Genomic DNA, 23,754 nt, shown 5'->3' on the forward strand with positions numbered 1-23,754 from the left:
GAGCGCCTTAGCGTGCCTGCTCATGCCCGTGGATTTCCTCTCAGATGAGCAAGTAGCCCGCTATCGCCAGTTCCGGCCCGAGGTGTCGGTGGCCGAACTCGAACAGTTCTTTCGGCTGGACACCAAAGCGCTGCAGGCGGTGGCCGGTAAGCGCCGCCCAGCGACGAAGCTGGGGTGGGTGGTGCAGTGGGGCACCGTGCGGATGCTCGGGACCTTTCTGACTGAAGATCCCCTGGATGTGCCGGGGGCGGTGCTGGAGTTCGTCGCCGAGCAGCTGAACATCGACCCGGCGTGCGCGATCGAGTACCTGAGTCGGCCGAAGACCGCCTACGAGCACACCTGGGAGATCCGGGACCTGCTGGAACGGTCGGAGTTCTCCAAACGCGAGCAGGAGGTCCGCGACTACCTGGCCGCCCGGGTGTGGTCGACGATCGAGGGGCCGCGGGCGTTGTTCGACCGCGCGGTGGTGCACATGCTGCGTGAGGGCATTCTGCTGCCGGCGGGGATCACGACGCTGACACGGCTGATCAGCGAGGTGCGCCGGGCCGAGCATGCCCGGGTGTACCGCACGCTGGCCGAGCGGGCCGGTCCAGAGCTACGGGCGCGGCTGGCCGAGCTGCTGCAGGTGCCCGCTGATCGGCGGGTGTCGGAGCTGGAGCGGCTGCGTACCGCGCCGATGCGGGCCTCGGGCCGGGTGATGGTGGCGGAGCTGCATCGGGTGGCCGAGATCGTCGGCCTGGGAGCCGGTGCCGTCCGGGTGGAGCCGGTGCCGGCGGTGAAGCTGTCGGCGCTGGCCCGCTACGGGCTGGTCTCCAAGGCGCCGACGCTGCGGGATCTGGAGAGCGATCGGCAGGCGGCCACGCTGCTGGCCACCGTGCGGCACCTGGAGACCTCGTCCGTCGATGACGCCCTGGACGTGCTGGACCTGCTGATCACCTCCAACCTGCTGGCCCGGGCTGAGCGGGCGGACAAGGCCGAGCAGCTGCGCACGTTCCCAAAGTTGTGTAAGGCGGCGCGCACGATGGCCTCGGCGGTGCAGGTGCTGATGTCGGCGCCGGAGGATCGGCTGGTGTCGCTGGTGGAGGTGTGGAAGGCGATTGAGGAGGTGGTGCCGCGGGAGAAGCTGGTCTCGGCGGTGGAAACGGTCGCGGCGTTCGTGCCCACGACTGACGATGACGCGGCCGCGCAGTGGCGGGCCGAGCTGGTCAAGCGCTACCGCACCGTGCAGGGCTTCATCGAGCTGCTGCTGGAGGTGATCCGCTTTCGCGCGGTGGAGGCGGGCAGCGCGGTGCTGGCGATGGTGCGCATGGCTGCGGCGATGGCCAAGAGCCGGCGCCGCTACACGCCGGGCGACATCGCCGCTCACGAGGAGCTGATCACCGGGTCGTGGCGACCGCTCATCTACCGCAACCCGGACGTGCCGGAGGGGCAGGTCGACAAGGCGGCGTTCGTGCTGTGCGCGGTCATGCACCTGCACCACGCGCTGCGTCGGCGCGATGTGTTCGCCGAAGGCTCCGAGCGGTGGAGCGACCCGCGGGCCCGGCTGCTGGACGGGCAAGCCTGGCAGCAGGCCCGGCCGCGCATCCTCACCTCGCTGGAGCTGGAGATCGAACCGGCCGGGCACCTGGCCGAGCTCGCCGGCGCGCTGGAGGGCGCCTACGCCCGGGTGCTGGACGGGCTCGGCACCAACACCGCGGTGCAGTTCGTCGGCGGCCGGCTGCAGCTGGAAAAGCTCGGCGCGGCCGAGGAGCCGCCGCTGATGAAGGAGCTGCGCGCGCTGCTGGATGACATGCTCCCCCGGCTGGACTTCCCCGAGCTGCTGCTGGAGGTCTTCGACCGCACCGGCCTGCCGGCCGACTTCACCCACATCTCCGGCGCCGACTCGCCCATGGAGGACTTCGGGGTCAGCTTGGCCGCGCTGATCGTGGCCGAGGCGTGCAACGTGGGCCTGGTGCCGATCGAAAAGCCGAACGTGCCCGCGCTCACGCGGGCCCGGCTGCTGCAGGTGGATCAGGGTTACCTGCGCGGGGAGACGATCGCGGCGGCCAACGCCCGCCTGATTGCCGCCCAGGCCGAACTCGACATCGTGCGGTGCTGGGGCGGCGGGCACATCGCCTCGGCCGACGGGCTGCGTTTCGTGGTGCCGGTGCAGAACCTGTATACCGGCCACAATCCGATCTACTTCGGCCGCCAGCGCGGCGCGACCTGGTTGAACGTGGTCAACGACCAGGTGATGGGGATTGGCGGGCTGGTGGTGCCGGGCACGTTGCGTGACTCGCTGTTCATCTTGGACGCCATCTTCAATCTCGACGGCGGCCCGAAGCCGGAGACGGTGGTCACCGACACCGCCTCCTACTCCGACATCGTCTCGGGCTTGTTCGCGATCTGCGGTTACCAGTTCTCCCCACGTATCGCCGACCTGGCCGACACCCGGCTGTGGCGGACCAACACCCGCGCCGTCTACGGGCCGCTGGAGCACATGTCCCGCCATGTCGTCCGGCTGGACAAGATCCGCGCGCACTGGGGCAACATGCTGCGGGTGGCCGGCTCGCTGACGATGGGTACGGTGCGCGCCTACGACCTGATCCGGATGCTGTCGGCCGACGGCCGTACCACCGGCCTGGGTGAGGCGTTCGCGCACTACGGCCGGATCTCCAAGACGCTGCACCTGCTGCAGTTCATCGCCGACGAAGGCTACCGGCGGATGATCGGCACTCAGCTGAACGTGCAGGAGGCCCGCCACCGGCTGGCCCGGAAGATCGCTTTCGGCAACCGGGGCCAGCTGCGCCAGCGCTACCGCGAAGGCCTGGAGGATCAGCTGGGCAGTCTGGGTCTGGCGTTGAACGCGGTCATCTGGTGGAACAGCCTTTACCTCGATGCTGCCGTCAAGCAGCTGCGCGAGCAGGGCTTTCCGGTCACCGGCGAGATGTGCGCGCGGCTGTCGCCCATCCAGTACGACCACATCAACTTCCTAGGTCGCTACGCCTTCTCCCGTGCTGATGTGGCCGGGGGCCTGCGTCCCTTCCACGACGGTGCACACGAGGGCGCTTGAGCCCTCCACCCGAGCCCCGGCTGAGCCTTAGGGCTGGGGCCATGCCGCCGTGCGCAGCCCGGGTGAGCACCGCAACCGGCGCTACCCGGGCTGCGCCAGCACGACCTATCGCGGATCTTCCCGCTCGGCTCGGCGCATGGCCTCGGAGGTGAGGATCTGCTCCAGGCTCGGGAGGTCCGCGCGCCTGGTGATCTGGAACAGGCCGATGGCGAACATCACCAGCGCCCCGAGGGACAGCAACACCGTCATCACGACATCGAGGACGGCGATGGGGAAGACGTCGACGGTGAGAGCCCTGGCCACGGCGCCCAGCGCGAAGCCCACCGAGCAGGCCATCAGCACCGCTCCACTGGCTGTCGTGTACCAGGGCTGGTTGGCGTAGGCGGCGACGATCTGGACGAGCCCGCCGGTCATGACGATGACGCCACCGATCATGGACCAGATCGTCTGCTCCGGCCACAGCAGGGGGTCCGCCCCCCAGACCATGCCTCCCAGGGCGGTGGCCATCAGTCCCTCGCTCGCGCGCCAGCGCACTTCAAGTCCGATCGACCTGTTGTGCCTGCGCAGGCCGGCGATCGCCCCGACGGTCACGAACCCCAGGGCGGTCAGCAGCTTCAGCAGCTTGCCCGGCCGGTCGTTGATGTAGGCGGCGACGACCTCTCCGCGCTCGGCGGCGCGGGGGGTGTCGCCGTAGCGCAGGCGGGCGGCCAGGGCCACGAGCCTGACGGCGAGCCAGGGACAGACGTCACTCATTTCGTTCACGATCAGTCCCAGTCCGACGCCGATGATGATGTCCGAGGTGCTCACCAGCCGCTCCTCGAAGTGCTCGGAGTGCTCCTGGCGCCGAGGCCGAGCCAGCGGGCGAAGGCCGTGCCGAGCCCGGCCCGGCCCGGCCTGGCCTGGACGGGAGCGGGCCGCCGCTGGGCCAGCAGCGCGCGTGCTTCCACCACGCCGGTGGGGGTGAGCGTGTACAGCTTGCGGCGCGGCTTGTTGGGCTGGGGATTGTCCTCCCACCGGCCGCTGACCCACCCGGCGTCCTCGATGCGGTCGATCACGCCGTAGATCGTGGGGCCGGAGCGTTTGGTCGTCTTCGCGATGATCCAGCCGTGCAGCTCAGTCTGATCGTTGAATGCTTGGAGAAGCAGCTCCAAGACGTCGAGTAGCGGGCCCGTGACCCGCTCTGGAACAGCCATAACTCTTATCTTACCTAAGTCGGTTAGATGTTGCCAGAGTTGTGAGGCTAGTCGCTGTCACCGCAGCCGTGGTCTGCGTGCCGGCCACCGTCTACTACCTGGCCTGGATCCGCCGCGAGGACCGCGCCAGCTCCAGGGAGATCGTCCTGGCCCTCGCGCTGGGCACCGTGATCGCCGCCCTGGCCATCGGCTTTCTATTCCTGTAGAAGATCGCGCGGGCGGCAGGCCGTCCTGCACCAGGACCTTCCTGGACTGCCGCCGGCTGGCCCGTCAGCTTGGGCCCTCCTGACCCAGCACGCGATAGACGCTGGCCAGAGACGGATGACGGCCCTTGTTCCTCCCGGCCGGGATGGTGAGCTTGCGGGCGATCTCCGGCACCGGCACCCCGCGCTCACGCAGACTGCGGGCGTAGGCGACCATGTCGTGGTCGAACACCTTCGGCCGGCCGCCGTGGCGGCCGTGCTCACGTGCCGAGGCCTGGCCTTCGAGAGACTTCTCCCGGATGTACTCCCGCTCGGACTCGGCCATCCCGGCGAAGAACGCGAACAGCGCCGCCCCGTGCCCGCTCGGGTCGTAGACCCCCTGCAGCGGACCGGTCAGCAACTCCAGCTGGATGTCGGCCCGCCGCAGCTCTTCGGCGATGGCCAGGAGCTCGGCCGCGCCGCGGCCCAGCCGCTTCATCTCGTGCACCGTGAAGATCACCCGCTGGTGCGGGACGGCCGTCTTGATGGTGCGGGCGAAGTCCAGCGCCTTGGCGAACTCCGGCCGCACCTTGACGCGGGTGCTGATCTTCTCCGAGAAGATCGGCTCGCAACCCACCGCCTCCAAGGCGCCGAGCTGGCTCTGCAGCTCCTGCTGGTCGGTGGAGCACCGGGCGTAGCCGACCCGGGTCGGCCTGGCCCCGGCATCGGTGAGGGCCGCCGCTCGCGCCGGGCCCGCCGCCCACGCCCGGCCCGGACCACGATCGGCGGGCGTACGAACCTCCAGCTCGGTCCGAAGCTGCGGCACCAGCATGAAGCGCGGCGTGTGGTACTTCGGCGCAACCTTCCCGCCCCGGGTCCGGCAGGCGCTGCCCGCCGGCGCCTGACACACGGGACAGTCGAACGCCTCAACCGCAGTGGCCGGCTCGACAAGATCGCTCATGTCGCAAAACCTACTGAGAGCGCTGTTGTGAGAACACGGTTTTGCGAGAGGTTGTGAGAACGACGACCGGGGACAAACCGGACAGCGCCGGGTGACGGGTCGGAGTCTGTCAGAACTCCTCATTTCTGAGAGCAAGATCAACGCGGATTGGGGCTCGCGACCTGATCCTTACCGCGTCACGTAGCGCCAAAATCCGGTCCGATCCTCCCCAGAGGCCTTGGCTGCACCCCACAGAGGGAAAGAGGCGCTCTCACAAGGAGCTGGGATCGCGCTTGTTGCCCTGGACGCGCAGCATGATGACGGTACGAGGCCGAGGATCTCCTGCGGGTCCCGGCACGGTGCGCACGTCGACGCAGGCGGGCAGGGCGGCGAGGCCGTCGGGCTTCGCCGTCAGATCCAAGAACATGAAGAAGCTCAACGGCGGTCCGCTGACCTGATAGGAGATGGCCTGGGCCACATACTTGGTGGCGATCTTGTCCCAGGAGGCGTCGGTCCAGTCGCGTTTGAGCTCAATGGTGATGAGCTCATCGTGAGGACGCCAGGCCACGTCGACGCGCCCCGCGCCGACGTTGGACACCTCCAGATCCACCCGCAGTCCCTGACCGCCCAGGAAGTCGCGCAGGTCTCTGCCCAGCTCCCTTTCTTCCGGTTTGGGCTCACCGGCCTTCAACTGCCGCAGGTACTTTCCGGCCGCACCGCGGAACTTCTGTGTCTCCGATAGCCGCAGGTCGACAAAACGCAGCAGATAGAGCAGAAGGAGGTCAACGTCGGCGGCGAACCTGCCGGTGTATCCGTCGGGACATTGATCACATAGTTGCTGCTGTACCGATCGGTACACGCCGGCGACGATGGGGACCTCATCGATGAGCTCACGCGCATTCCGGGCGTCGATCATGGCCTCTAGCCGTTGGGTGAGCTCGGGATCCTGAGCCAGCAGAGTCTCGATCCGCCGGGCGTCTTCGGGTGCCATCCGGAGCCCGGCGAGCGGCGTGGACGCCGGGCCGTCAGGTTTTGGGTAGGGCGGCCCTCCTGTGCTCAAGGCCTGGCGCAGCGCGGTGGCCTGCTCGCGGACACGGGCGGTGGCGGGGGCATCATCGGTGTCGGCTGCGTTCTGGAGCTCTTCGAGCCATCCGTCGAGCAGTGCGAGACCGCCTTCTCGGGCCAGGAAGGCATGCTCGACGCGGGGGGCAAGTACGGCGTGCAGGCCGGGCGCGCTGGGCGCGGCGTCGGTGCGGTTGCCGTCGAAGGGCGGAGCGTCGGGGGGAGCGAGCAGGGTGAGGGAGCGGTGCGCTCCGTAGACGGTGACCAGATCAGTGATCAACGCTGGGGCGTGCAGCCACGCTCGAGGCTCGTTTGAGGCCTGCGCCTTTTCCAGGGTGTGGACGAGCTGTTGCCAGGCGGCGATCGTGTCGAATCGCGGCGTACGCCATCCGGCCGGCATGCCCATCATGTTCAACCGGAACTCCACCACCGCCTCGGCTAGGCGCGTGCAGGTATCTCGGGTGACGGGGGCGCCTGCGGCGTAGGCGAGGACGGCGTCCACCGCGGCGCCGAATGCGGCGGCGTCGGCGCGTTCTTCTTCGGCGTGGGCATCGGTCAGCCGTTGCCGGGCGGTCAGCAGCAAGGTTCGCGCTTCGGTGGCGTCGCTGCTGGCTAGAGCTCGCCGCAGGGCGAGCATTCCGAGTTCGAAGGCGGCGTCGTCGGCGACGTCGTCGCGGGCCAGGAGGGCCTCCAGCAAAGCCGGTACCTCAGGTGCGGCAAAGTGTTCAGCGACGGCGCCGGCGACCCGGACGGCGCGACCGGCGAAGTCATCGTTCAGGCGGGGCAGGTCGCGCTGCAGGCGGGTCAGACGGTCCAGCAGGGCGTAGGGGCTGCCGGCCTCGGCAAGAACCAGGCGGGTGCTCGCCTCGAGGGCGATACCGCCGATGAGGTCGAAATGCTTGCCGCGCCTGGCCGACCTGGGCGGCCTGGACCTGCTCGCCGAACACGCCTCTGAGTTGCTGACCCGCCAGGAGCTCCCCGAACTCATCCAGCTGATCCTCAACGATGATCAGGCAAGCGGCAGCGCAGCGGGGCGAAACTTCCTGCTCGCCGCCGCCGTGGCCCCGCGCAACGGCTCACTGACCGAAGGCGAGCAACTCCGGCTGAAGATCGTGACAACGATCGCTCTGCTCCGGCACGGCTTTCGCAGCGGCGTGGGCCGTCATCCCGGGCTGCTCCTGGTCGACTCTCCCGGCGCCGAGGAAGTCGACAGCGGCGATCTACGCCATATGCTCGAAGACCTGGTTGTTCTGTTTTTGACCGCCGCCCTTCCACACCGTTAGCTGGGCGCCGCTGGTCAGCTCCACCCGCTCGAGCATGTCCAGCCCCAGGTCGCGGCCCATGGCGGTGATGTCGCGGTTGATGTCGTCCAGTATCTGTTTGAGCGCCGCGGTCCGGCGCTCGTGCGCGCTGGCCTCTGCGGCCTTCAGCACCGCGGCGGCCCGGGTCAGCGGAGCGACGTCGACCGGCGTGCCCAAGTCGTCGAAGCGTCCTTGACGCTCGGCCAGCGCACCTTCCAGCCGGGCCACCTCCAGTTCCGCCTCGCGTCGCGCCGTGGCAGCCGGGTCGGTCGTCGCAGTCTGCAGCCGGTTGGCGGCGTCCTCGCGCCGGGCAGCGGCTTGCGCTGCGGTGCGTTGGGCGCGCGACAGTCGGGCGGCGATCTCCTCGACGGCTTCCTGCGCGCTGGCGAGCGTCAGGTGGAGATCATCTATTTCGGATTGGGCATCCGGGTCGTCTTCACGGCTACCCGGCTGCGGCTTCGAGGTCACCTCGTGGCTGGGGTGCAACTCGGAGGCGCACAGCGAACAGGTGCCGTCTTTTTCCCGTTCCCACTGCTCCTTGCGTACCGCGGTGTCGCATCGGGGACAGACGGTCGGGGTGAGGGAATGGAAGAAGGCCCGCGCCAACGCCGCCTCCTCGGCTGCGTGCACGGCCACCACGAGCGACCGCCGTTGCCGTTCCCATTCATCGTGCTCACCGCGAGCACGCGCCAGTTCCCCTTGCGCCTGGGCCGCCTCCTGGGTGGCTGTAGTGAGTGCGCCATACAGCTCCTGCAGCGTCGCCGCCGCCTCGTTGGTCTGGGGAAGCGCCTGGAGCCGGTTACGAGCGCTGATCAGGCGCTGGGAGAGTTCCGCCAGTTGAGCCTGGCGGGCCGCGGCATCGTTGGCGGCGCGGGTCTGCGCCGCTGTCAAGTTCGCCGCCACGATCTTGTGGGCGACCTGGGCGGCCACCTTGGTCGAGGCCCACGGCGCCCCTAGGAACAGCTCCAGCAGGCGGGTGGGCAGGCCGTGCTCGACGCTGCCGCCGCCCAGCACCGCCTTCAGGCTGGCCCGGTTGATGTGCAGGGCGCTGGCATAGGCCGGCCAGGACAGCTCACCGGTGATCGGCGCAATGTCGGGGCCCTTCTTGGCGTCCTGCGCGGTGCGCAGGGGCTCAAGGTTCAATCGATCCAGCATGAACGCGTCCATGACCTGCTCGAAGTTCTTCAGGCCGTTGAACTGCGCCAGGACCGTGCCACTGTCCAGTGCGACGACCTCGCCTTGAGGCAGGCCGTTGACCACGGTCATCTCAACGCCGAGGTGCTCATCATCCAGGGTGAACCGTACCCGCACGCGACGCAGCCAGTGCCGTACGTCGGCCTGCAGGCCGCTGCGACCACGCAGGCACCACAAGATGATCTCCAGGATGCTGGACTTGCCGGCCTCGTTCTTGCCCATGGAGGCCACACACCACACACCGGATTCCAACGCCCAAGAAAAGGAGAAGTTCTCCAGCGAGGTGGCTGTCTCAGCCCCAGGAACGGGCCGCAGCCCGTCGAAGAACACCTCCGTCACCAAAACCCGGTGCGGGCGCGGCAGCGTCGTCCGCGCCCGCACTCCGTGGCTGGTGAGAATGTCGCGGACCGCATCCAGCGGCTGGCGTGATCGCTTAGCGACCTCGGCCAGCCACTCGCCTACCGGGCCCTCGGCGCTCTCGTCCTGGCTCATTCCAGCCCTTCCCGCTCTAACGCGGCGGCCAGCCGCGGTCGGACCCGCTCGGTGATTCCCGCGATCACGCGCCCGGACGGGGTGGCCGCGTACTCCTCGTGCTCGTACTGAGATGCCTTCAGCGCTGCTCCGATCAGGCCTTTGGCGACCAGTCCTACGTAGAGTGCCTGCTCGTCGTACCAGGCCAATGCGGGGACGCGTGAGCGCAGTTGCTGTGCCTGCAACTGCCCCGGCTCCAGCAGGTAGTAGTCCCGCCGCCGCACGTGGGTGTCGGAGGTACTGCCTGCCCGTTCGATCTTGATCAGTCCCAGGTGCCGCAGGACTGACAGCGCATTGTGCAGCGGCTCATAAGCGCCGTGCTGGCCACGCAGCATGCGGTAGGTATGCAACTCGGGTTCTCGTTGCTCCAGCACCTCGCGGGCAGCCCGCAGCCGCTCGGGAGGCAGCCGTCCCTGCTCGACAGCGGTGATGATCTCATCGGCGAGGTAGTCGGGATTGCGCATCAAGAAGTCCAGCTTCTGCAGTTTGCGCTGTGCCCGCACCACCCGCACGGCAGCGAGCGGCCCGCCTTCATCGCAGGTATCGCCCAACCGGTCCAAGATGAACAGCAGCCGTACCGCAGTCTGCTCCCGAGTCGGCTCCGTGCCGATCGCCCCCCTACCGGCGAAAGCCTCCACGCTGGCTTGCCGTCTAGAGTTGCCAACCGCGTGATCGTATCTAGGAACCGCTCAAATTGTGCGATGTCAGCAACACTCTGTGACCATATGGTTAGCGCCGATCCGGCGGATGAGGAGATTGGAGATACAGGCAAAGCCGACGCCGTGACGAGCACGCCGCTGCCCGCTGGTGGGGCCCGGCAGTGTCGGCGAATTTTACTACCGAGAGCCCCTGGAGGTCTTCCCCAATCCCTGCCGCTAGCGCACGCCGACCGCGGCCACCACCACCAAGACAGGTTTCACGGTTTCCACCGTTACCCGAATTGCCGTCCGCAGCCAGAGCCCCGTGTGCGCCCCACAGCCCATTTCTGCCAGTGTGGCACCCGTGAGGGGTGTACGCGCGCCCCGATGCGAATCAGCCGACAACGGCGGCAGACGATTCGGGCGGGCAACGGTGAGCCGTACCCGCTGAAAGCGCGGGCCATTACCTGACGCGGGTAGGCAGGAGTTGGGTGTCCTCCAGGCCGAGGTCCGCGAGGGCCTGGTCGATGCTGGGGCGTAGGGGGTCACCGTCGATGAGAGGACTTACCGCGCTGGCGGCTTGGAGGAGCGCCACGGTCAGTTGGATGACGTCCGCATCGCCGAGTTTTGGCGCATTCTGTCGGATCTGCAAAGTGCCGTCATCCATGTGCTCGACGTACGCGCTGGCGGTGGCCATGGTGGTGTGTGACAGCGAGGAGAGGTGCGAGTACACCGGGTAAACCCCGGCGACGTCGTACCGCTCAAGCATGTCGTAGAAGTTCCCCAGCTCGTGCTTGAGCTTTTCATGGAGTTCCTGCTCTGATGAGGTTCGGGTGGGCGGGGCCGGCCGCTGTGCGGCAGCCAGGTCCAGGGCGGCCCGCAACTCGGCGGCGCCAGGCCAGCCGGTTTTCTCCAGCTTCTTGCACAGCTTCTCGCGATCGTCGTCGCCGCGGGCGACGAGCGCGTCCACGGCGGCATCGCCGTTGTCGACGAGCCAGTTGATGGCGTATGCGTGATTGAAGACGTTTCGGACCAGGGGAGCGACCTCGAGCGTGAAGCCTCGCTCCGTGAGCAGCAGCGCGGCCTCGGCCGTGCGGCAGGTAAGACGCCACCAGCTGTAGACCGGACCGAACACCCGCGCCTTGGCCACGGGGACGCTCAGGCCGGTGGCGATGACGCTCTCGGCGGCCTTGAGGAGGGATGCGGCGGTTGCGCGGGCGAGCTCGCCGGTCTTCTGGTCATTCGTCAGGTTTGACATGACAGGACTGTAGGGGCGAGTTCCCGCAAGCCGAAAACCGCCGGAGGTGGCGGCTCTTGGCCTGGAGTTCGGGGGCGCCGTTCGGCCAGGGACACCGGGCCCCGCATGGCGCCACCAGCACCTGGCCAGCCTCGGCCGCTACGTGAGCCTCGGTGAGGAGACCTCCGCCTACATCACGGCCGAACACGACCCCGCTGCCCGCCGACGCAGCGACTGACCAGACCAACCTCAGCCTCTGACATCGGCGCCGAAAGCGCGCCACCGCGGGTCGTGCGACCCGGCGATGTAGTCCTCGAGTTCGTCGGGCGGAGGCTCCCGTCATGGACTGACGCGTTGATGTCGTCTCCGCCGCTGCACTGCTCGCAGCTCTGGATGTGGGTGATCATGTCGCGGATCTGGCAGGCGGTAGGCGTCACGACCTGTTCCTCCTGTCGTAGACGGCGGCGAGGTCACGATATTGGGCTCTGGTGTTGCTGCTGAGATCACGTGGTGGCGGACCTGGACGTGCCGACGGCGAGATGGGCCGGCCCCCGAGCTCGTCCTGGATGAGCTGCAGCGCGCACCGCAGTTGTTCCTCCTGCAGTGCGGCCGCTGGGGTTTGCTGGGTGTATGCGTCCTCAGGAGGCAGCCACGGCGGCGGTTCGGGGCCCTGCCCGGTAGCCGGCCACGTGGGGTCGTCGCTGGCGGCCAGCGGATGGGGGTCGGCCGTGGCCAGGTCGGGGTCTTGGGGGACCGCCAGCAGGTCGGCGAGTGTGTCGGGTACGGCGATCGCGGTCAGGTAGGCGCGCCAGGCGAGGCGTTCGGCGCGGTGACGGGCGCGCAGTTGTTGGATCTGCTGGTCGACGCCCAGGGCGTCGGCGACCACGTCGGGGTCGATGGGTCCGCGGTGCCAGCCGTGTCGGCCGCGCTCGGCCAGGCCGTATTCGGCCAGCTGCCGCAACGCGTGGTTGGTCGCGGTCGGTGACAACCCGGCCAGGTGGGCGAGCTCCAGTCCTTTGGTGTCGTCGGCGCCCAGGTGCTCATACACCAGCGCGGCCGGGCCGCCGAGCTCGCCGCGGAACACCGGGTGCACGGCGCCGAGTTTGCCGGGTTTCCAGCGACGCCAGGCCGCAACGTCGGCGTAGGCGGCCGGGATGAGCAGCCGGTACCGGTCGCCGGCGGTGCCGTGGCGGGGGCGGACGCGGTCGTGCTCGGGGGTGTCGGGGTGGTAGTCCTCGTCCAGTCGCTCGAGGAAGGGGTCGGACTCCTCTCGGAGTTTCTTCAGCGCCTTGGCGACGGTGGAGTGGTCCAGTCCGCACATTAGGCCTAGATTGCGGGTGCCGAATTCGGGATAGGGACTTCCGTGTGAGGTCACTGACATCTGCGCGGCCGCCACGATCGCGCGCAGCACCCGGCGGTAGGTGATGGCGCCTCGTCCGCTCCAGCGGCCGGTGACCTCGGCGACGCGTAGGGCTGACCACCAGGTGCGTAGGTAGCGGTAGGACTCCAGCGAGAAGATTTCCGAAACCTCCCCGCCTTTACTTTGTACAGGTTGGGTCATCGCCTCACCCCAGGCCTCTGCACCGTGCCCCCCCCGGTGTGTTAGCTCCCTTGTGTGGCTGCTGTGACGAGTTTTCTCCCTGAGAACAAAGGTGACGGCTTTTTTCCAGTCCTTCTCCAGGCGGTCGGCCACCGGCCGGCCGGGGCGGTACCGGGAGTAGAACCGCGCCATGCCGGGCCACACCCCCTCCCGTAGGCGACCGGTGACATCGGCCAGTCGCCAGCCGCGCTCGGCCGCGGCGGCCAGGACGGCCTGGCGTGCGTTGCTGTCGCTGGCGTAGTCCTGGTGGGAGTAGATGCCGAGCCGGGCGGTGCGTTCCATTTCTGGGCGCAGCGGAAGTGAGGCGTTCGACCCCGGGCGAGGTAGCCATGGTGCGCCTGCCTCGTCGACGACGAGTTCGCCCAGGTCCACCTCGCGCTCGCCCTGTTCGACGGCGTGCAGGTCCTGCTCCAGCAGCTCCAGCAGCCGGTCCCAGACTCCGGGGCCGTTGGGGTGGTCGATCGCGGCGCGGGCCTGGTCCAGCGACATGGTCAGGCGCTGCCGGCCGCCGCGGCGGTGGACCGAGCCGGGCGGGCGGATCAGACCGTTGGCCAGTCCGCACATGGGCTTGGGGTCGAAGGTGCGATACCGGCGGGCCAGAGCCCGGGCCACCCGCCGTAGTTCATCGAACGGCAGGTCGGCTTGCCACAGCACATACACATGGCGCCCGCCGGTGGGGGAGATGTCGGTGATCACCCGGCCGCCGCAACGACGAATGTCAGCGGCGAACGCCGCGGCGTCGGCGGCCACCAGGGCGGCCGGGTCACCCGGGCTGTGCGCGGAAGCCAGGGAGATGTCGAAGTCGCCGACCAGCAACCGGCCCGATCCCGAGGCCACGTCGTAGACATAGACCGCGGCCGGGTCGACCGGGGGGGCGTCCAACGGGAGCACCTGCTCCAGGCGTGACTCGCGGCCCTGCCGCGGCGCGGGGAAGCCGCGGACATCACGCGGAGACAGCCGGACGCGGCCGCGACGCCCCAGCGCGGGTGCGCACAATGCCCACTCGGTCGCCGCTGTGATCGCGGTCGCCTGGTGGTCTGGGTGCGGGCTGGTAGTGGGTGTTGTTGCGGTGCGGCTATCGCGGGTCATCGACAGCACCGCCCAGCAGGCGGGGGAGCGGCGTAGTGCTCGAGTCCCTGTGGGCAAGGGTGCCTGCGTTCATGCAGGTTGCCGCTCAGGGACTGGCGATTTGACTGACCGGTGAGGCCGGCGGGTGTCAGATGGTTTTTGGCGCGGCTATCGCGAAGATCGGTCGCAGCGCGCAGCCGGCCGGTGGTTGGCAGCGTCTGGTTGCTGTCGGTGGTGGGCGCGCAGGCAGCGGCCGCTGTTGGCTGACGCTGTTTTTCCCTGCGCAAGATCTGTTCGTAGCGCTGCTGGGAACAGGCGCGGGTAGGAGGTGTAGAAGAGGGCCGCGTCAGGGGTTGTTGGGCCATGGCGACAGCGCGCAGCCGAGGTGTTATGGCTGCGCGACGATCCTCATCAGCCTGCAGCGAAGCAGACGAATGGGTCGTAAACGGGCAAGGGGTGGCACTAAACGCCTCATCTCCACTCGACGTGGACACGCCGAAAAGAGGCAAGGGTGTGGCATCCCCGGGACCATCGGTTATGATCCCTCCTAGGGACCTTGGTTCCGGACAACAAAGACCGGCCCGATGGCATCGCCATCAGGTTCGATCTTCCGAGAAGTTCAGCGTGGTTTGCGACGCCGGTGCTGACTCTCGGGCACGGTGTGAAGTTGTTGGGCCCCCCCGGATGGGACGTCCGGGGGCCTACGCCTCGTTGCCTTTAGCTGGCGATAGACATCTCCGGTTGCTCGATCTTGTCCTGGTGTGTGTCGGGCTTACCGGAACTCCTCGGCTCGGCCAGCTCCTCCCAGTTCTTCGGCAGCTTGGTGTTGGGGTCTTGGTCAGCCAACAGTGCGCGCAACGCTCGCCGCACCACCTCGGCGTCGCTGACCCCCCCTGCCTGGGCGATCTCTTGAGCTTGGGCTGCAAGCTCAGACAACGCGCCAGGGAAGGTCGCGACGATTCTGGCAAGCTTGACCGGGCCCTCAGTTGACGGGCGCTCAGTTGATACGGGCGTCGACTTACGCCGACGCTGCCCTACCTTCGATCCACCACCCCTGTAAGCCATGTGGGAGATCATTGCATACACAGGCATAGTGAGTTGCACACTCACTGGGGCGTGTCGCACCGAAAATAACATCGGTGGGATTCCACTGATCATCCCAGCAAGATGCGGGCCACCGCAACAGCTGCGTACGGCTCAGTACACCGATCGACTACAGAGCGTGCTGTGCCGACTGGTCGGCTACCTGATATGGTCGTCCTCCAGAAGATGGTGTGATCCTGGCCCGTACGGCTCGCCAACCTGGGGGCTGGATCGCACAGTATGGAATTACACAAAGCGCCCCAAGTGGGGCGCTTTTCCGTTTTGCCCGCTTGAAGACCACCTTCTCTCGATCACTTGACCTTGACTATCGTGGCAGAAAGCTTGTCAGATCCCAAGCTCTACAAGGCTTTTCATCCATTACACGAGTCAAGTCCGGTGATCATTCGAGTCGGGGTTATCCCTCGCAGCCGCTGCTCTACCTGTGGTGGAGGGACGACTCCAAAGACCGTGACACCTGGTCGACCGTCATGGTGGTTGCGAAGGGAATGGTTCCGCGCGCTGCCGAAGACCCGGCAGAGATCTTGTGTGCGCTGCCGGAGCGGTGGCACGAGCAGTTCCTGAGCGAGTACCACACGGCGTTGGACGCGGCCCATGAGGTGTGGCGGTTTCAGCAACTTCGAGAGCTCTTGCACCTGTGGCGGCTGCATGCCGCCGCGGTGTCCCATCCGGATTTCGACCGGGCCGAGCAAGCGGTTCGACACGGCCGGCGCGAGGAACTCGTGTCGATGGACGACGCCTTCCCGGGCTGGGCCGACCCTCGATGAGTTACCGCGTGGATCTCCACGTGGCGGCGCTGTCTCAGATGAAGGGCCTACCGAGCGATGCGCACGAGGCCCTGGCCGTCATCGCCCGCCTCCGCCCGGGCCGCCTACGCCGACGGCGCGCACCTGCGGGGCCGCTCCTCCGGCATCGTCCACCAGGTCGCGGCCGTGTACGGGGACATCGAGGCCGTCTTCGAAATCACCGAACCCGGCAGCGACGCTGAGGGCGCGTCATGGCTCCAGGCGGGGCGCAACGGCAAGCTCACCAATGACCACCAGTACGTCAGCGCCGTCGCGCTGCTGCGCGAGCGGCCCCACAGCACGGCCTGGGCCGAGGCATGGTTCGAGGAGAACCGGACGCGCTTCAAGCGCGCTCAGGATCTGGCAGCAGCGTCCCGGGAAGCGGCAGACGACGGTGATGTGCCGGAGGGAAGCGAGGTGTTCCTCAGCGTCATCGAGACGGTCAACGCCACGGCCGTGCCCTGCCCCGCGACCTTTTCGACGGACCGCTTGATCTGCGGTACGGCGCGATGCCGGACGGAAGCGGGCTCATGCTGCTTGATCGCGAGTAGCCACGGCGCTGAGCCAGGGTGGATCTCACCTAATTGTGTGAAACGAGTTCGGGGTGGCGACGACACCCGCCGACACCGGCCCGCTCCAGCCGACAGGAACCGCAACCCGGTCGCGTTCCAGTGCGGCTGTCGAAGGTCAGACGTGCCGCTCGAACCCCGGCGCGGGCGCCGGGATCGGGCAGGTGATCGGCATGCGGCGGTCGTCGTCGAAGTGGGCGCAGCCGCCCCCGTACTCGGGGAAGGCCGTCCCGGTCTCCGCGGTCAGCGCGGGGAAGAACTGCTTGGCTTCCGGTGACTGGCCGGAGGTGGACCAGGTGTAGCTCGGGCCGTCGCGTAAAGCGCGGCTGATCAGGCGGCGGCCCACGCCGCGGCGCTGCCATTCGGGGGAGATGGAGATCTTGTTGATGCTGCCGCGGCCGCACTGATCGCAGACCTGCCACACCAGCCGGGCGATATCGTAGTCGCGGGCGTCGTAGACGTACATCTGCCGAAGCCCCGCCGGCAGATCGGGCGGGTGGTAGACGAAGCGCAGCGTGGCGCCCGGGGTGGTCATCCTGACCCACCACCAGCGGATCTTGCTCATGCCGGGCACCGGAACGACACTTCTGTCTCTGGCCATCTGCTTCCCTTCGGTATTCGGCCAATCGACAAGACAGTATTCGGCTACCGCACTAGCGGCCCTGTGCTTGCGGTTCAGAATCCGCTTATGCGTCTGAACCATGGTGCGATCTTCAACCAGCCTGACCTCATGGAGAACAGTGACGAATCCGAGGTCGAAACCGTCACCTACTTCGCGACCGCTACCCGGACCGGAAAGCAGTGGACCGCTACCACCCGCGACCTCCCCGGCGGGCGCACCGTGCAGGCCCAAGGCGCGAGCTGGCGCGAAGTGAAGCGGAACGTGGCCGACCTCATCTTCGAGGTACACAACGACGATTCCAGCATCGGCGCCCTCCATCTTGTCCCCGCCGACCCGGACGCCGCAGCCGCCCTGAAGGACGTTATCGCCGCCCGCTCGGCGCGTGTTCTCGCCGAGCAGGCCGAGCGTGACACCGTCCGCCATGCCGTCCGCCTCCTCATCGGCCAGGGGTGGAGCACCCGCGACATCGGCAGCGCCCTGCTGTTGTCGCATCAGCGCGTCTCCCAGCTCGCCCCCCGCGCCACCACGTAAGGGCCTTCGAGCGCTCGGTGGTGCGGGCGCGGCGTCATGTCCTGGCCGCGGAAGACCGACCGCCACAGCAGCCGCCAGCTCGACGACGGCGGCCGCAGCGGTCAGGGGTACTTCCAGTCAACGGTGACGGTGCGCCGCACTCCGGCCTCGAGCATCGCCTGGGCGCGGTGCTGGCCGTTGATGTAGGAGATCGTGCGCCAGCCAGCGAAACGGGTGACCTGAATGGCGTCCGCCAGGCTGGCCAGGCTGGCCACCGCGTCGACTTCCCACTCCGACATGCGCTCGGCCTCGGCGGCGTCCAGGACGGCATGGTGGATGTCTTCGACCGCCACCCCGTTGCGTTGGGCGCGGTGGACCAGGCGGATCGCGGCCGCCGCGGCGCGGTGCCAGTTGCCGCCGTGATACCAGCAGCAGTCACGCACGATGGTTCGCGGAGTGAGCTGGCGGGCCAGACGCTGCCAGCCCAGCCCGGCCGGCATGCACTCGTCCTGGCGGAACGGCTCGGGGCGGGGGAGGCGGGCGACCCACATGACCCGGTAGTAGGGCTGCGGCTCAGGCTCTGGCGGCTGCGGCCGGTAACCGACGCCGCGATCGACGTCGACAGCCCCGCCAACGAGCTCGGCGAGCTGCAGGTCGCTCACCCGCTTCCATTTGGGGGTGTGGAGGTCGAAAGAGCCGGTCTGGGTGAAGGTGACCAGGGCCAGATGGTCCAACCGGCCGCTGGGCAGCAACTGGTGCTGAATCCAGATGGGCGGCTCGGCCGACTCGGTGCAGTGCCGCCGCCACACCTCGGCCGCGTACTCCTCCGCGGCGTTGACCAGCGTCCGGCCTTCCATGACGGTCTGGGTGGCCACGGCGACCGGCCGGGAGCCGGGCGCGGTGAACAGCTGCAGCCGGAACGTCGCCAGCGGCCGGCCAGGCTGGTCGACGGCGAACATGTGGTCATCGACGACCCGGGTGCGCACGGCGGCGTGCTCGGCGAGGAAGGCCTGCAGCGTCGGGGAGCTCATCGGGCCATCCTGCGCCAAGCGCCCTCGCGGCGCGCCCCGTTCGCACTGTGCGATGCAGCAAGGTTTATGAAGTAAGGCAGGCGCCGAGACGTGCCTACTGCGAACGGTCGGTAGGCCGCCCGGTCTCCGGGTCGCGCACCGGTGGGGGCGTCGCCAGGCGCACAGAAACTCCGAACGACTGCTGTGGGCGGTTCGCCTCGAGCAAGAAGCCGCGGACACCACAACGGCCCTGCGCGAGCTGCGCAGGGATATGCGCGCGCAGGGGCAGGTCCCGCCGCGGCTGTCAGGTGGCACCACGAGCACGAGTTCGGCCTTGACGTTGGAGCACATCGACGACCCCAGCCCGCCGAGCTTCGAGCCGAACGTCAACGACCTCGGGGCCCTGGACCCGTTCTTCCCGAGCGAGTAGCCGGCGACCCGGCCGCGAGGTCGCCCCGCGTACGGTCGGCGAGAGGCGAAATTGGCCCCGATTCGGGGGTGTTCGCCGAGTTTTCGCGATCCGGGGAGAGAGACGGGAGCGGCTGCGCGGGGTCCCCCGGGCCCTGGCCAAACCAGCTGACCAGCCAGGATGCGTCAAATGTCTGATTGATCGGAGTGGCGGGGCGAGGCGCCGGCAGCTGCAGAAGTGCGCATCCGCGTTGGCGGAAATCGGGGTCGAAAACTTGTCACCCTCTCCGTGGGCTCCCCCCGCGCGTTCGCCGCCCACCCCCGCAGTGATTCCGATGGCCCTCCCTCCAGGGCGGCCGGTTGGAGCCCCAACATCTTTCAAGATCGATAGAGGTGCCCGAGGTGAAATCTCGACTACAGATCGCGGCTCGCGTCCTGGTCTTATCCGGCACTGATCGGTGCTGTCCGGCAATGTGCGGCAATTTCCAGCATCCGCTGTCAGCACTCGTGTTCCAATTTCAGGGCCGTCGTGTTGTCGCGGTGGTTGCTCGGTTCCCGGAAGGTCCGGGGACGAGGTGAGCAAGCGGGCGGGATTTCGCACCGGCCGCTGATCGCTGTTCTACGCTCTGAAGGCGCAAGCGTCACCGCGACGCTGCCTGCGAGGTTCGGGTCGGTCAGCAGGGGGATTGACCGGCAAGCCCCCACGGTTGATCTCACCCATCAACGGGGGCGGGCAAGGGAGCTCTCATGGGCGCCAAGCGGCGACGTCGCAAGACGCCGGTCTTCGACGGGTGGGGACCGCAGATCATGCGGGCGGTTCTGATCATCGTGGACTGGTGGCTCAACGCAAGGTCGCGGCGTTCGCGGCTGAGAGACGGCTGCCGAATCCGGCCCAATGCTCAGGTGGGATAGGGGAGAGCCAGCTGATCAGTAGGCCGTCGTCGTGTTGTTCCTCGGCGTAGTCGTTGGCGGGTAACACGGTGGACCGGGCGCCAATAGACACCGCAGAACTCGTGATCTTCTGCACATTCGGGGTCGGAGCATCGGCTGGTGAAGTGCCGGCCCAAAATGAGGAACCCGTGAGGCGACGGGGGTTCCTCCAGCAGCACCTCTTCATCGGGCATGGTCTCCTGTGCGGCTTCCACGATGCTGACCATGTCGGGCGCGACCCAGAAGTTCTGGGCGTGCATGAGGCTGTCGCGCTCGGCTTCGCAACTGTTGTCGACGCCTTGCTTCTGGTAAGACTCGGTGCTCATCGCCGCGATCTCCCGGGCGAACGGCGACCCGAGGTACTCGATGTACAACCTCTTCAGATCCAGGGTTTCCAGGGGGTCAGTCATCGCTCTCTTCTCACGCGGCAAGAGCAGACCCCAGGGCTGCTCTGCCAGTGCGGCCCACTCGGCTGCGACTGTTGCTGAATACGCCCACCAGGGTGCCAGGTGTCACCACTCGATGTGCTCGTCGCACAGCAGGATCAGGTTGGCGTCGGAGCGTCGCTCGTCATCGCTCATGGCGGGGTCGTAGCGGGGGCCGCCCCGGGTGGCGGCGCTGATGTGAGCGATCTCCACCAGCACGGTGCACCGACCGTCCCGGTACAGCAGGACCGGCTCGGGACAGCCGGGCCAGTAGCACAGGCCGCCGCTGTTGTAGAAGCGCGCGGCCCTGGTCCCTTGACTGTAGGTGCGGGGGTTGGGCACCTGAAGGCTCCTACGAAGACGTGGTCTGGGGGATATTGCCTGGAGCTTGGACGGCGCACTCCGTGCGTGCTACACGGTAGGCGATGCGTCCCGCCCGGGCAGCCATTCGACCAGCCACTGGTCCCGAGGCAGGGCTTGTGCCTTTACGCGGACTTCCCAGATGTCGTTGCGCCAGGATGAACGCCGTGATGGTTGATGTGGGCTCCTATGAACTGGTTTGGCCAACAGCGCTGTTCCTCGCCGAAGGACAGCGGGTTGCCCTCTCCAGCGGTTCGTCGTGGAGCGACCGGGTGAAGTGGCTGCTGACGGAGGCACTTTCTGGGGCCACGGCCGTGGCGGACTTCGAGGATGCCGCCTACGACGTGGACGGCGATCCATGGGCACTGCCCACGGGACAACTGACGACGATGACGAATCACCAGCGGGACTGGTTCACTGAACTGCTTAGACGTGCTGATGAACTACGGCAGGCGTCAGCTCCGCGGGCTTACTGGCCACAGCGCCGCGTCGGAAGCTCTGCCCACACGGAAAGCCCTCTCCGAGATGCGCACCGGGACTTCACCCAGATCATCGCCACGTTCGAGAGCAACGGCTACCTGATCGAGGCCTTCGGCCAACCCTGCGTCGACAGCGATGAGGAACTGCCAGACCCTGCAGACGTCATCGAGCACCGCCTCGGCATCGGCGGCTTATGGCCGCTTGTTCCTGCCGACTGGAATGAGGACACCTTCTACGGGCTCGTAGAGGTCTTCCACGACATGGTCAGCCGACCTCGGCGACGCGAGAACCACCCGTTCGGCGCGTGCGGCTGGCACTACTACGAGTTCCACGTCGTGCCTGGACAGATCTTGTACCGGTGGAAGATCAACCAAATGCTGCGCTCAGCCGGCGTCGAGTACGAACTGGCCGCCGAGGGGGAGGACCGGGGACGTCTGATAGCCGTCACCGACGACGCCCGCAGCCATCTGGTCCACCAGGTGCTACAGACCTCGACGCCCGGCATCAAGGAGCGGGTCGACCATGCCATCGCTCTCTTCCGCAACCGCTCCGCCTCGCCCGAGAGTAAGCGTTCCGCGATTGTCACCCTGGCGGGCGTACTCGAGGAGCGCCGCCAGCTGATCCGTGACAACCTCGGCAAACCCGACGAAGGGTCACTGTTCGAGATCGCCAACAGGTACGACCTCCGCCACCGAAGGACCGATCAACTCGGCGACTACGACCCCGTGTTCTTGGACTGGATCTTCTGGTGGTACCTGGCCACAGTCGAGCTCACCAGCCGTCTGATCGCCCGTGAAGGCTTCCCCCAGGAGAAGAAGGACTGACCTCGGCCAGGACACCCGTGTACCGAGTGCCCTACGGCGGCGGCTCACTCCAGCCGCCGCCAGCGGGCCTCCTCGCTGGTGGCTTCGGCGGCGACCTCGGCAAGCTCGATGATCAGCTCTTCCCTCACCCACATCGACAGCGAGCTGCCACGCAGCTGCCGGCAGATGTCCTCACTCGGGGGCGACCATGGCCCACCGGTCGACGGTGCGTGCGGCCACGCTCTGGGACTGGGCAGCGGCCAACCGATGACCGGACACACCGACGCGGTGCTCGCGGTGGCGTGCACGGTGCTCGACGGGCGCCCCGTCGCGGTCACCGGCTCGGGCGACGACACGGTGCGCATCTGGCATCTGGCAGAACACCGCCTCCGGCACGTCGTGGCTCTCCCTAGCGCTACTTACGCCGTTGCGCTGGGAGAGGCAGGCCAGCTTGTCTGTACGTTCGGCAACGACTTCGCTATACGAACTCGACAGAAGACCTATGGGTGCGGCTCCTTTCGAGGGAGCGAGTTGACCAGGTAGAGCACGCCCTTCACGGTTTGTTCAGCGCTGCCGTGGTGGGCGGGGAAGCCCTGCAGGTGATGTTGGAGGAGGCGAACGAATGGATCCTTCTCGTCACGAGAACAGGTCCTCACCGGCCTATAGGAGAATGCTGGACGTGGATGAACTATTGGCGCGGCTTGAGCACGTGATGTACGGCCTGAACTACGCGACCACCTTCGGTTTGCTGCCGTTGCCGGCTGGGACATCGTTGAAGGGTGCTGAAGCCGCAATCGTCGGGGTATATCCGAAGGCCGAGCTGACCGGGCCGACACCCGCGGATGCTGCCACCGTGTGGGAGGAGATCGGCTATGCCTTTGATTACCGCGGCGACATCGCCCACGGGAGCGGGCTAGAGCTGACCGATGACCAGGAGGTTGAGCTGCGGGAGTTGCAGGACCGTTATAGGGACTATGTCCGCGGCTTCATCGGACCGGAATCGGCTATTTACACGGGTGGCTGCCGCGGCCTTCCCGGCTACCCTGTGTTCTGGGGTTTTTGCTTCCTGGTGCTCAACGCCGACCGTGAGGGTCTGCTTCTGTTCGGCGATGCGTCGGACTGAGTCCAATCGACATGGGTGTAGCTCGTTTCAGCGACCGTCTGAGCTGGGCTTGTGGTCATGACTGTTGGGTGCGGCTCCTTCTGAGGGAGTGGCTGAGCTGGGGGTTCGTGGTTCGGGCCTGGTTGGGTGAGGGATCACGTCCTACCGTCTGAGGCAAGGCGGTGGTGGCGATGGGCTCGTTGCTGGAGGAGCTGGCGCGGCGGGAGGCTGCGGCTCGGCGTCGGATCGAGGGGCTGCGACAGCAGATCAGCGAGTTGACCGAGCGGCTGGGGGTCGAGGAGGACCGGTTGTCTCGTCTGGTGGTCACGCGCGAGACGGTTGAGGAGATCCTTGGTGAGGCCGCGTCGCTGGTCGAGGAGCCCGATGAGGAGGGCGGCTCGGCTGATGCGGCGGGGGCGGAGGAGGAGCCGCCGGAGGTGGTGCGGTTGGGGGTGGTGACGGTGCCGTGGTGGCGTTCGGGGATGGGGACGAAGGTGTTGCCGCAGGCGTATCGGGACGCGGTTGAGATCTTGGTTGATGGGGGCGGGCCGATGCGGGTGGGGCAGCTGCTGGTGGCGATGGGCCTGCAGGATGCGGCCTCGACGCGGGAGGGGCTGCGGTCGAAGCTGAAACGGCTGGTCGAGCGCGGTT

Annotated in this window: 22 protein-coding genes; 8 read left to right on the top strand and 14 right to left on the bottom strand. The window is 67.6% G+C overall.

Going from position 1 to position 23,754, the window contains the following annotated elements; all coding sequences use genetic code 11:
• The first annotated feature begins 22 nt into the window (after positions 1-22).
• A complete protein-coding gene (locus ABD810_RS30535; RefSeq protein WP_344948297.1) occupies positions 23-3,052 on the top strand; it encodes a Tn3 family transposase in 3,030 nt (1,009 codons plus the stop codon).
• Between the two features lie 105 nt (positions 3,053-3,157).
• On the opposite strand, the gene ABD810_RS30540 is transcribed toward ABD810_RS30535, so the two are convergent.
• Both ABD810_RS30540 and ABD810_RS30545 read right to left on the bottom strand, forming a co-directional pair.
• Positions 3,158-3,859: a hypothetical protein gene (locus tag ABD810_RS30540; protein ID WP_344948300.1), complete on the bottom strand. Its 702-nt coding sequence runs from the start codon at positions 3,857-3,859 to the stop codon at positions 3,158-3,160.
• Positions 3,856-4,245: a PadR family transcriptional regulator gene (locus tag ABD810_RS30545; RefSeq protein ID WP_344948304.1), complete on the bottom strand. Its 390-nt coding sequence runs from the start codon at positions 4,243-4,245 to the stop codon at positions 3,856-3,858. The genes ABD810_RS30540 and ABD810_RS30545 overlap by 4 nt, the downstream gene beginning before the upstream one ends.
• A 41-nt stretch (positions 4,246-4,286) precedes the next feature.
• Here ABD810_RS30545 and ABD810_RS30550 point away from each other — a divergent pair, with 41 nt between their 5' ends.
• Positions 4,287-4,451, top strand: coding sequence for a hypothetical protein (locus tag ABD810_RS30550; RefSeq protein ID WP_344948307.1), 165 nt, complete (start codon positions 4,287-4,289; stop codon positions 4,449-4,451).
• Between the two features lie 64 nt (positions 4,452-4,515).
• Here the strand turns inward: ABD810_RS30550 and ABD810_RS30555 are convergent, their stop codons facing one another.
• Together ABD810_RS30555 and ABD810_RS30560 are read right to left on the bottom strand one after the other, a co-directional pair.
• Positions 4,516-5,388: a recombinase family protein gene (locus ABD810_RS30555; RefSeq protein WP_344948310.1), complete on the bottom strand. Its 873-nt coding sequence runs from the start codon at positions 5,386-5,388 to the stop codon at positions 4,516-4,518.
• A gap of 250 nt (positions 5,389-5,638) precedes the next feature.
• Complete coding sequence (locus ABD810_RS30560) at positions 5,639-7,126, bottom strand: hypothetical protein (protein ID WP_344948312.1); 1,488 nt, start codon at positions 7,124-7,126, stop codon at positions 5,639-5,641.
• Positions 7,127-7,328: 202 nt separating this feature from the next.
• On the opposite strand from ABD810_RS30560, the gene ABD810_RS30565 reads away from it, so the two are divergent.
• A complete protein-coding gene (locus tag ABD810_RS30565; protein ID WP_344948317.1) occupies positions 7,329-7,712 on the top strand; it encodes a hypothetical protein in 384 nt (127 codons plus the stop codon).
• On the opposite strand, the gene ABD810_RS30570 is transcribed toward ABD810_RS30565, so the two are convergent.
• The 5 genes from ABD810_RS30570 to ABD810_RS30590 all read right to left on the bottom strand — a co-directional run bounded on the left by ABD810_RS30570 (position 7,650) and on the right by ABD810_RS30590 (position 15,063).
• Positions 7,650-9,416, bottom strand: coding sequence for a hypothetical protein (locus ABD810_RS30570; RefSeq protein ID WP_344948320.1), 1,767 nt, complete (start codon positions 9,414-9,416; stop codon positions 7,650-7,652). The genes ABD810_RS30565 and ABD810_RS30570 overlap by 63 nt on opposite strands.
• Complete coding sequence (locus ABD810_RS30575; protein WP_344948323.1) at positions 9,413-10,093, bottom strand: hypothetical protein; 681 nt, start codon at positions 10,091-10,093, stop codon at positions 9,413-9,415. Before ABD810_RS30575 ends, ABD810_RS30570 begins: the two co-directional genes overlap by 4 nt.
• 463 nt (positions 10,094-10,556) lie before the next feature.
• The gene (locus tag ABD810_RS30580) at positions 10,557-11,351 is read right to left on the bottom strand and encodes a DUF5677 domain-containing protein (RefSeq protein ID WP_344948326.1); all 795 of its coding nucleotides are present in this window, start codon (positions 11,349-11,351) and stop codon (positions 10,557-10,559) included.
• A gap of 412 nt (positions 11,352-11,763) precedes the next feature.
• Positions 11,764-13,812 (bottom strand): hypothetical protein, encoded by a 2,049-nt coding sequence (locus ABD810_RS30585; RefSeq protein ID WP_344948329.1) that lies wholly within the window; start codon positions 13,810-13,812, stop codon positions 11,764-11,766.
• A gap of 903 nt (positions 13,813-14,715) precedes the next feature.
• On the bottom strand, positions 14,716-15,063 hold the full coding sequence (locus tag ABD810_RS30590; protein WP_344948332.1) for a hypothetical protein: 348 nt from the start codon (positions 15,061-15,063) through the stop codon (positions 14,716-14,718).
• A 506-nt stretch (positions 15,064-15,569) separates the two neighbouring features.
• On the opposite strand from ABD810_RS30590, the gene ABD810_RS30595 reads away from it, so the two are divergent.
• Complete coding sequence (locus ABD810_RS30595) at positions 15,570-15,866, top strand: DUF6247 family protein (protein WP_344948334.1); 297 nt, start codon at positions 15,570-15,572, stop codon at positions 15,864-15,866.
• A 705-nt stretch (positions 15,867-16,571) separates the two neighbouring features.
• Here ABD810_RS30595 and ABD810_RS30600 read toward each other — a convergent pair.
• Complete coding sequence (locus ABD810_RS30600) at positions 16,572-17,018, bottom strand: N-acetyltransferase (RefSeq protein WP_344948335.1); 447 nt, start codon at positions 17,016-17,018, stop codon at positions 16,572-16,574.
• Positions 17,019-17,183: 165 nt separating this feature from the next.
• Between ABD810_RS30600 and ABD810_RS30605 the strand changes: the two genes are divergently transcribed.
• On the top strand, positions 17,184-17,606 hold the full coding sequence (locus tag ABD810_RS30605; RefSeq protein ID WP_344948338.1) for a hypothetical protein: 423 nt from the start codon (positions 17,184-17,186) through the stop codon (positions 17,604-17,606).
• A gap of 101 nt (positions 17,607-17,707) precedes the next feature.
• Here ABD810_RS30605 and ABD810_RS30610 read toward each other — a convergent pair whose 3' ends face one another.
• The 3 genes from ABD810_RS30610 to ABD810_RS30620 all read right to left on the bottom strand — a co-directional run bounded on the left by ABD810_RS30610 (position 17,708) and on the right by ABD810_RS30620 (position 20,700).
• Entirely contained in the window at positions 17,708-18,616 is a 909-nt protein-coding gene (locus tag ABD810_RS30610; protein WP_344948341.1) for a hypothetical protein, read from the bottom strand.
• Between the two features lie 1,286 nt (positions 18,617-19,902).
• Complete coding sequence (locus tag ABD810_RS30615; protein ID WP_344948344.1) at positions 19,903-20,343, bottom strand: hypothetical protein; 441 nt, start codon at positions 20,341-20,343, stop codon at positions 19,903-19,905.
• A gap of 102 nt (positions 20,344-20,445) precedes the next feature.
• Positions 20,446-20,700, bottom strand: a complete 255-nt coding sequence (locus ABD810_RS30620; RefSeq protein ID WP_344948346.1) for a hypothetical protein — start codon at positions 20,698-20,700, stop codon at positions 20,446-20,448.
• 188 nt (positions 20,701-20,888) lie between these two features.
• Between ABD810_RS30620 and ABD810_RS30625 the strand changes: the two genes are divergently transcribed.
• On the top strand, positions 20,889-22,022 hold the full coding sequence (locus ABD810_RS30625) for a hypothetical protein (protein WP_344948363.1): 1,134 nt from the start codon (positions 20,889-20,891) through the stop codon (positions 22,020-22,022).
• A gap of 44 nt (positions 22,023-22,066) precedes the next feature.
• On the opposite strand, the gene ABD810_RS30630 is transcribed toward ABD810_RS30625, so the two are convergent.
• Positions 22,067-22,366 carry a hypothetical protein gene (locus ABD810_RS30630; RefSeq protein ID WP_344948349.1) on the bottom strand — a complete coding sequence of 100 codons (300 nt, stop codon included), beginning with the start codon at positions 22,364-22,366 and terminating at the stop codon, positions 22,067-22,069.
• A 314-nt stretch (positions 22,367-22,680) separates the two neighbouring features.
• On the opposite strand from ABD810_RS30630, the gene ABD810_RS30635 reads away from it, so the two are divergent.
• The gene (locus ABD810_RS30635) at positions 22,681-23,124 is read left to right on the top strand and encodes a hypothetical protein (protein ID WP_344948352.1); all 444 of its coding nucleotides are present in this window, start codon (positions 22,681-22,683) and stop codon (positions 23,122-23,124) included.
• 170 nt (positions 23,125-23,294) lie between these two features.
• The coding region (locus ABD810_RS30640) for a hypothetical protein (protein ID WP_344948356.1) at positions 23,295-23,754 on the top strand (460 nt) is incomplete at its 3' end.

The sequence above is a fragment of the Sphaerisporangium flaviroseum genome (assembly GCF_039537005.1).
Classification (GTDB): Bacteria; Actinomycetota; Actinomycetes; order Streptosporangiales; family Streptosporangiaceae; genus Sphaerisporangium; species Sphaerisporangium flaviroseum.